Source organism: Oscillibacter sp. UBA6647, assembly GCA_002455655.1.
In the GTDB taxonomy this organism is placed as follows: Bacteria; Bacillota; Clostridia; order Oscillospirales; family Oscillospiraceae; genus Oscillibacter.
The window spans coordinates 542-6543 of the sequence record DKLF01000014.1 but is presented as its reverse complement, the minus strand read 5'-3'; the positions used below and the strand labels follow the sequence as shown (position 1 = coordinate 6543).

At 54.4% G+C, this 6002-nt stretch carries 7 protein-coding genes; 6 read left to right on the top strand and 1 reads right to left on the bottom strand.

Features of this window, described 5'->3' with window-relative positions; all coding sequences use genetic code 11:
- The 5 genes from B2W96_RS01245 to B2W96_RS01225 all read left to right on the top strand — a co-directional run.
- On the top strand, positions 1–227 hold a 227-nt coding region (locus B2W96_RS01245), incomplete at its 5' end, for a hypothetical protein (protein ID WP_293007746.1).
- Between the two features lie 182 nt (positions 228–409).
- Positions 410–1681 (top strand): double-cubane-cluster-containing anaerobic reductase, encoded by a 1272-nt coding sequence (locus tag B2W96_RS01240; protein ID WP_293007744.1) that lies wholly within the window; start codon positions 410–412, stop codon positions 1679–1681.
- Positions 1681–1953, top strand: a complete 273-nt coding sequence (locus tag B2W96_RS01235; RefSeq protein WP_293007742.1) for a DUF3343 domain-containing protein — start codon at positions 1681–1683, stop codon at positions 1951–1953. The genes B2W96_RS01240 and B2W96_RS01235 overlap by 1 nt, the downstream gene beginning before the upstream one ends.
- A gap of 16 nt (positions 1954–1969) precedes the next feature.
- The gene (locus B2W96_RS01230) at positions 1970–2734 is read left to right on the top strand and encodes an acyl-CoA dehydratase activase (RefSeq protein ID WP_293007740.1); all 765 of its coding nucleotides are present in this window, start codon (positions 1970–1972) and stop codon (positions 2732–2734) included.
- 157 nt (positions 2735–2891) lie between these two features.
- Positions 2892–3635, top strand: coding sequence for a sulfite exporter TauE/SafE family protein (locus tag B2W96_RS01225; RefSeq protein WP_293007738.1), 744 nt, complete (start codon positions 2892–2894; stop codon positions 3633–3635).
- Between the two features lie 165 nt (positions 3636–3800).
- On the opposite strand, the gene B2W96_RS01220 is transcribed toward B2W96_RS01225, so the two are convergent.
- Complete coding sequence (locus B2W96_RS01220) at positions 3801–4346, bottom strand: hypothetical protein (RefSeq protein ID WP_293007736.1); 546 nt, start codon at positions 4344–4346, stop codon at positions 3801–3803.
- Between the two features lie 740 nt (positions 4347–5086).
- Here B2W96_RS01220 and B2W96_RS01215 point away from each other — a divergent pair.
- A complete protein-coding gene (locus B2W96_RS01215) occupies positions 5087–5977 on the top strand; it encodes a GGDEF domain-containing protein (protein WP_293007734.1) in 891 nt (296 codons plus the stop codon).
- Positions 5978–6002 lie beyond the last annotated feature (25 nt).

Here is a 6002-nt window from a genome sequence, read left to right as displayed (position 1 = left end):
CGCAAAAAATCCACTTCCCAGATGCGCTTGGTTTGTTGTTGTCTTTTGTTCATGTTCTCCTCTATGGGGAAAGAGCCGCCGAAGAACGAAAAGTCGCGGCTTCGGACGCCTTTCCCAGCCACCGCGCGGCTGTCCGCGCGTTTTCCGGGCCGATAGGTTTCTTTATTTTAGGCCACCAAACGCCAAATCGTCAATACCATTTATTAAAAGAAGGCGCAGTTTGTTGATTCGTTTATAAAAAGGGACAAGATGACTGCATTATTATTGATAGTTTCGATAGTACAGGCCGTGTATTGTGAAACAAAATGATGCTTATGGAAATTTGATGATATAATGGCCCCGTGGCGCCCGACTCTATAGGCAAGCTGCACATATAGTCGGGTAATTTTAGAAAAAAGAGGGGATTGTCATGGCAGATTATCGTGAGATGTGGAAGAGCTTGGGGATGGATTTAGAGACGCACGACCAACTTTGCGAGGTGCTTCCCGCGGCGTTTGGCGACACCTATCTCTCTCAGGAAAACCGCCCGGAGGGCATGGCGTTTTACGACTTTGTGGTGTCTGAGATTCATGGTGTTCGGCCCGCCGAGCTGATTGAGCACCAGAAAAAGGGCGGTAAGGTGCTGGGCACCTTCTGCATCTTCGTGCCCGACGAGGTGGTGTTTGCAGCCGACGCCATTGCCACCGGCCTGTGCGGCGGATCCCAGTTCTGGGTGGGTGCGGGGGAGAAGGTTCTGCCCAAAAATATGTGTCCCCTGATTAAGGCTTCCGTGGGCGCGCGAGTTGGCAAGACCTGCCCCTTCTTCCGCATCGCGGACATGTACGTGGGCGAGACGACCTGTGACGGGAAGAAGAAGGCGTGGGAGATTTTGAAGGAAGAAGTCCCCATTCATGTGATGGACATGCCCCAGATGAAACGGGAGCAGGACTATCGGAAGTGGGAAGACGAAATCCGCGCCTTTTTACATACTGTGGAAGAGTTCACTGGAAACACCATCACCCCCGAAAAGCTGGCGGCTTCCATTAAAATGCTGAACAACAAGCGCAAGGCGCTTGCCCGGGTGTTTGAGTGCCGCAAGGTCGACCCCACCCCCATCAGCGGCAAGGACGCGCTGTTGATGATGCAGATTGCGTTTTACGATGACCCCGTCCGCTGCGCAGAGATGGCCAACAAGCTGGCCGATGAGCTGGAGCAGCGCATCAAAGACGGCATGGGCGTATTCCCCAAGGGAACCAAGCGGATTCTTGTCACCGGCACGCCCATGGCCATCCCTAACTGGAAGCTGCATCACATCATTGAAACCTCCGGCGCGGCGGTGGTGTGCGAAGAAAACTGCACCGGCACCCGGTATTTTGAAAATCTGGTGGACGAGAGCGGAACCACGCTGGACGAGCAGATTCACAATCTGGCGGACCGGTACATGAAGAACAACTGCGCCTGCTTTACCCCCAACACGGGCCGCATCGACGATATTCTGCGCCTTGCCGAGGCCTATCATGTGGATGGCGTGATTGATGCGAACCTGAAATTCTGCACCCTATACGACACCGAGGGCCGGGACGTGGAGCGGGCCATGAAGGAGCGGGGTATCCCCGTGCTGGGTCTTGAAACCGACTATACCGACACGGACGCCGAGCAGCTTCGCACCCGCATCGGCGCATTTGTGGAGATGCTGAAATAATGGATGGACAGGCGGAGGAGCAGGATTATTACGTGCTCTTTCCGAATCACACCGAGGGGCTGAAGCTCTATCAATACGCCCGGGGGCGGGGGATTCCGGTTCGGATTTCCCCCACCCCCCGGCTGGCCAGCGCCTGCTGCGGGATATCCCTGCTGGTACGGGAGGAGGATATCGAGGAGCTTCAGCGCTGCATTCCGGAGTCGGAGGCGGAGATTGACCGGATTGTTGCTCTGCCCCGGCAAATCAACCCACACCGTGACCGCTACTGCTGAATTGGGAGAAGCAAGAATGAATGAGAGAACCTGCGTCGGAATTGACATCGGCTCCACCGCCGCCAAGGTGGCGGTTCTTGGCCCGGGGGAGACACGCTTTGTGCTCCCCACCGGGTGGAGCAGCCCGGAAACGGCAAAAGAGATTGCTCGTCGTCTGCTGGCGCTGGGCGTGCGGGTGGAGGAGGCTGCGGTTGTCTCCACCGGCTATGGCCGCCGGGCGGTGGACTATGCCGCAAAGCAGATCACGGAAATCACCTGCTTTGCGGCTGGCTGCGCCGCGCAGTTTCCCACCTGCACGGTGATCGACGTGGGCGGGCAGGACACCAAGGCCATCCATATCCGCGACGGCGCGGCGGATGATTTTCTGATGAACGACAAATGCTCCGCCGGGACGGGAAAATTCGTGGAGGTCATGGCGAACCGGCTGGAGTGCGAGATTGACGCGCTGTTTGCTTTGGCGGAGCGGGGAAAGGTGTTGCCTATCAGCTCTTTGTGCACGGTGTTTGCAGAGTCGGAGATTATCGGCTATATCGGCGCGGGCCATCCCCGGGAGGACATCGCCGCCGGAATTGTGGACAGCGTGGCGGAAAAGGTGGCCCAGCTTGCCGAGCGGCTGCCCCTGGAGGAAACGGTGTTGCTGACCGGCGGATTGAGCCATTTGGATTTTTTTGCGCAGGCGCTTGGAAAGAAGCTGCGCCACACCGTCCAATGCCTTCCAGAGGGCCGATTTGCTGGGGCCTACGGCGCGGCGCTTTTGGCGCAGCGGGAAGTCCTTTCCTAGTAGCCCTGCAAAAAGCCGGGGGGAAAGAACCGTTGCTTTTTCCCTGAATATCAGCTACAATCATACCGTTCACCTGCGGACCTTATATTAGCAGGCAGCCGTACTTATGACCGGCACATTCTACCGGCAAACCCGCCGGTCAAGGAGGGCTTTGCGTATGGAGCTCGTTTTTCTCTGGCTGGTGCTGGCATCCTTTGCAGGCGGATTTTTGCAGGCGGCCATCGGGTTTGGCTATGCGGCGGTGGTAATGGCGTTTTTTCCGCTGTTTCTGCCCAGTATTCCTGTGTCCTCCACGGTTTGTGCGGTGCTGTCGCTGGTGGCGTCTTCCACCATGTTTTTTCAATACCGCAAAAACGCGCGGCCAAAGCATGTATTGTGGTTGATCGTGGCATATTTTTTGGTGATGCCCTTTGCCGCCGTGTGGTCGGCGGGGGCGCCCAAACTGGTTTTAAGCATCATTTTTGGCCTGTTTCTGGTGCTGGTGGGGCTTTACTATCTGCTGACAGCCGACAAAACCCGCATCTCCGCCACCCCCAGATCAGGAATCGTTACCGGGGCGCTGGCGGGCCTGTTCGGAGGGCTGTTCTCCGTCAGTGCGCCTCCGGCGGCACTCTACTGCCTGAGCACACTGGAAAGCAAGGAAGCGTATGTGGGGACCCTTCAGTTTTTCTTCCTGACCACCAACCTGTACTCCGTGGGTGTTCGCGCCGTCAACGGGCAGGTGACGGGGCAGGTGCTTGTCTGGTCGCTGGTGGCTGCGGGCGGACTGCTTCTGGGACTGTGGCTGGGGCGCGTCGGCCTCTATAAGCGGGCGGATTTGGCGCGGGTCAAATCCTGGGTCTTTATTTTCATCATGTGCATGGGGGTATGGACCATTATATCCAATTTCATTAAGGGCTGACAGCGGCAAAAGGTTCTTTGCCGCAAAGACATTGCTCAGTAGGTATGCGTTGGCAATGGTGGGGGAGGACCCCGGACGTTCGTCTATTGAAAAGCAAACCGCCCCGCCAAAAGGCGGGGCGGTAAAAGAATATTTTAAAGTTCCGGTCTACGTGTCAAAATGAGATCAGTTTGCTGTGAAGGTGAGATCGCCGGTTTCAATGGGCAGGCCGGCATAGTTGGCATCTGTCAGGTTAATGGTTCTCAAGGCCGCCAACGGGTTGGCAACCTCCACGGTCTCCGTGGAGGCAGTCATGGTCAGGTTCTTAAGGGTAGCGTCAAATTCATGGTCATCCGCAGAGAGGGTCTGGCGATAGTAGATCGTCGGCGCTCCGGTGGCCGCGAAGGGGACGAATGGAAATTCGGCGTTGCCGCCTGCGACGGAAACAACCGGACTACCATATGCCGTACCGGCGGAATCACACCGGACAAAGGTTGCGCCCACCACGGCGGTCCCGCCGGAGGTGCCTTCCTCTGTGACATGGAGTGTTAGGGTGCCGGTGGCTGCAACCTCAAAATCATAGGTGTCGGTACCGGCTGAAATGACTTGGGTGTTCGGGTCAATCGAAGCGTTGTTATACCCGCCCACATCGGCGGTAACGGCGTAAGATCCGTTTAGAATTCTACTGGAGCCTTCGCCGTCGATAATATTGACTACATAGGGACTCGGCATAATTGAATATCTCCTTTTTGAATTGGTAGGCCGCCGTAGTTTTGGTCAGTCAGACGAAACGTGGCCATTGTATAATCGGGCTTCAAAAGGAAGAAGTTAAACAGGAAATATACAGTATAAAACCTGTCGGGGCAAAAAAACAGCCACTTTGTGGCGGCCATGGGACTCAGCCAACCCTGTGCGCGCACGCGTATTCGGTGTTCGCCGGGAGAGTACACATGGAATGCGGCTGTCCCATTCCGAGCGGTTTTGCCTTGAAAGACCGTTTGATCTTCCGCATCAAGCACAACAACCTCGAAATTTTCTGCGCATGGGGCTAGACACCTCACTGTAATATACCCTCGTTTATCACTCATAAATACACCTCGCGTTCACGGGTCTGCGTTACCCAATATCAGCATATGCGAATTTACCATGGGTGTGAGCGACGAATACTATCCTTGCCGCTGAGAAAGTCAAGGGCACCCATTGCCGCAGAATGCGCCGGTCCGCGCGCCTTCACGCAGGGGCAGTTGCGTCCGCGCCAGATTGAATCCCCGCAGGATATGGGGGTTGCGGGGCGGTTGAAGTTTAAGCGAGGTCATGGTATAATGACCGCAAAGCTGTCGTTTGCCTTGCGCCTGTGGAATAACGGCCGGGAAGCTCCATTTAATTGGAAAATATACCGCAGCGGCGCATAGCGCGGCTGTATCATATATGCCAAGTTTGATTGATAAGTAATGTTAGTAGGAGTAGACGTTATGCCCGAGAAGCTGACCCTCAGTGCGCTTGAGCACGATCTCATTTTTTTTAGCAAAATGTATGATGCAGTGCGGCTGGTTGACCCCGTTCACAAAAAGGTTTTGGAATATCAAACCAAGCAAGTAAAAGAGACGGAAGAAATCTGTTACGATTATTGGAAGAACGGCAAAATATGCGATAACTGTATCTCTGTTCGCGCCTATAACGAAAACAAGAGCTTCATGAAGCTTGAGCAAAAGCCTGACAAAATTATGCTGGTCACTGCGATTCCCATAGAATCGGAGGAAGGCACAATTACCCTCGAATTATTAAAAAACGCCACGGACAGTCTGATGATTGGTAGCGGAACTTACCAAGAAGGTCAAATGATGCGCCATGTTATACACGATATCAACAGCATGGTGGTGATGGATCATTTGACTGACGTATATAACCGCCGCTTCGTGGAGGACAGATTGCCTGTTGATATTGTAAAAGCAACCTTGGCACATCAGCCTTTGTCCGTCATCTTTATTGATGTTGACAATCTGAAAGTAATCAACGACACCTATGGCCACGACATGGGGGATTTTACGTTGCAGCAGGTAGCCAATGCCATGAAGGCCTGCACACGCGCTGAAACGGACTGGGTTGCCAGATATGGCGGAGACGAGTTTGTCGTTTGCTTGAACAGCGCGGACGAAGTCGGAGCACGCAACACGGTGGAGAGAATAAAAAAAGACATTGACGCGGTGAAAATCCCAGTAGAAAATGAAACTGTGAAAATCACAGCCTCTTTTGGAATACAGTCCATGACGGAAATGCCGCTTACGGCGGAGGAAATGATCAAGATGGCCGACAAAAAGATGTATGAGGCAAAAAGGGCAAGCAAGACCTCCGCTCAAACGTAAAAAAACCGCCCCGCCTTTTGGCGGG